Below are 1,964 nucleotides of genomic sequence, written 5' to 3'. Positions count from 1 at the left end.
TATTATCAGGGGTCTTGGATTTTTGTCCGTTGGCTCTTACATTAAACAATATGAAAAGACAATCTTCACTCTTGTTAATTTTTTCTATTAAACTATCTAACTATATTACATTTTCCCTAATATTTTATGTGTAAAAGTTTATCCAACATAAACAGGCAGCCAACTTCACTAATAGGGATGAAAAATGTAATGTTTTATTTTTCATGGGAGTTTATCCCTTATCTATTCTTCTTGTTTTACTTAAAATTTGAGGTGGGGTATTGCTGCACGTTCATGAGGAAAAACAACATATTTAACTCAAGGGGAATTATATTGGAGTTGACATACTTCTAACTAGGGAAGTAATTGGTAATATGGTAAATTTAATTATGGGAAGCTTAATTTGTGGGATAATAATTAAAAAGGGAGGAAGGAAGAATGGGAATGAACAAGCTTTGGACTGGTGCGTTAATAGGTACAGTTGTGGGTGCTGGAATTACTTTATTTGATAGGGAGACTAGAAATGAGGTTGTTCATGGTGTAGAAAGCACTAGCCGAAAGATGAAACAATATGTTCAGCATCCCTCGTATACCCTTGAACTATTAAATCAAAAGTATCATACTTCCATGTCCAATCATGCCAATGACCTTATTTATGTGATGGACCAGATTCAATATGTGCTAGAAAGTATTGAAAATATAGAGGAACAAAAGAAGGATTAAAAGAAAAAATGTTCATAGGATATGTGAGAAATGGAGATGGTTAATGGTGAAACAATCGATTGATTTTACAAAAGAATTATTTCGGCGTTTTACGCAGCATGAAATCCCTGCTTTGGCGGCGCAATTATCTTATTTTCTCTTATTATCACTTTTCCCTTTTCTTGTATTTTTAATAACTTTACTCGGATATTTGCCTATAAACCAGGAAAGTCTTTTTGGATTAATAGATCAATTCGCACCACCTCAAACCTTAGAGCTTATAGATGAGAATTTAGGAGAACTACTTAATAATCAAAATACAGGATTACTCTCGATCGGGATTGTTGGTACATTGTGGTCGGCTTCTAATGGGATTAATGCACTAATTAGATCTTTTAACCATGCATATGACGTAGGGGAGAACCGTTCCTTTATAGTGGCCAGACTTGTTGCCATCGTATTAACAATAGCCATGATTTTGGTTATCGCCATAGCCTTACTGTTACCGGTTTTTGGAAAAACCATAGGTGTATTCTTATTTTCTTTTGTAGGACTATCCGAGGGATTTTTAAGGGTATGGAATACATTAAGGTGGGTTATTTCAACCATTATCCTTTTAATTGTACTTACAGCCCTTTATGTGATTGCTCCGAACAACCATATTAATATCAAGGAAGTTCTTGTAGGAGCAACGTTTGCAACTATTGGATGGCAGATCGTATCCTTAGCTTTTGCTTATTATATAGATCACTTCAGCAATTTTTCTGCTACTTATGGTAGTTTGGGGGGGGTCATTATTCTTATGATTTGGTTTTATTTATCAGGGATGATTATTATCATTGGCGGGGAACTCAATGCAATGATTAAGGAATACCGAAAAAATGGAACCTACACGCCGGTTGGTTAAAGAATAACTCAACGAATCCTTCTCATACTAAAAGCAAGGAGGATGAGTGATATGCCAGGGAAAAAGCACAACAAGAAAAATAAGAACCAAAAGACAGATGGACCTAAACATAAAACAAGTGGTAGCCAAAATAAGAAGAATAATTATCATTAAATCAGCCTGATACACAAAAACATCCGAGCGAACTTGACCTCGGATGTTTTTATATACTATCATCAGAATTTGGAAGGTGGAGTGAAAAATGGGATTCCCTATTTTAAAATCTGTCTAGCTTCAGCGAATAAGCTTCATTGAGTCATCATCTCAGTTTTTACCCCGAGTAATCGCACTAAGAAAGTTACTTAGAGCTTCTTCGCAGAAACAAGTGCTTTTCTTG

General features: G+C 35.1%; 2 protein-coding genes. Both read left to right on the top strand.

Annotated features, from left to right (window positions below; genetic code table 11):
* Nucleotides 1-423: 423 nt before the first annotated feature.
* Entirely contained in the window at nt 424-702 is a 279-nt protein-coding gene (locus RZN25_18280; protein ID MEQ6378751.1) for a YtxH domain-containing protein, read from the top strand.
* 43 nt (nt 703-745) lie between these two features.
* Nucleotides 746-1,588, top strand: coding sequence for a YihY/virulence factor BrkB family protein (locus RZN25_18275; GenBank protein ID MEQ6378750.1), 843 nt, complete (start codon nt 746-748; stop codon nt 1,586-1,588).
* Nucleotides 1,589-1,964: the final 376 nt, after the last annotated feature.

The sequence above is a fragment of the Bacillaceae bacterium S4-13-56 genome, assembly GCA_040191315.1.
GTDB lineage: Bacteria > Bacillota > Bacilli > Bacillales > JAWJLM01 > JAWJLM01.
Note: the sequence above shows the minus strand (reverse complement) of the source record. Positions and strands in the feature narration are given on the sequence as shown.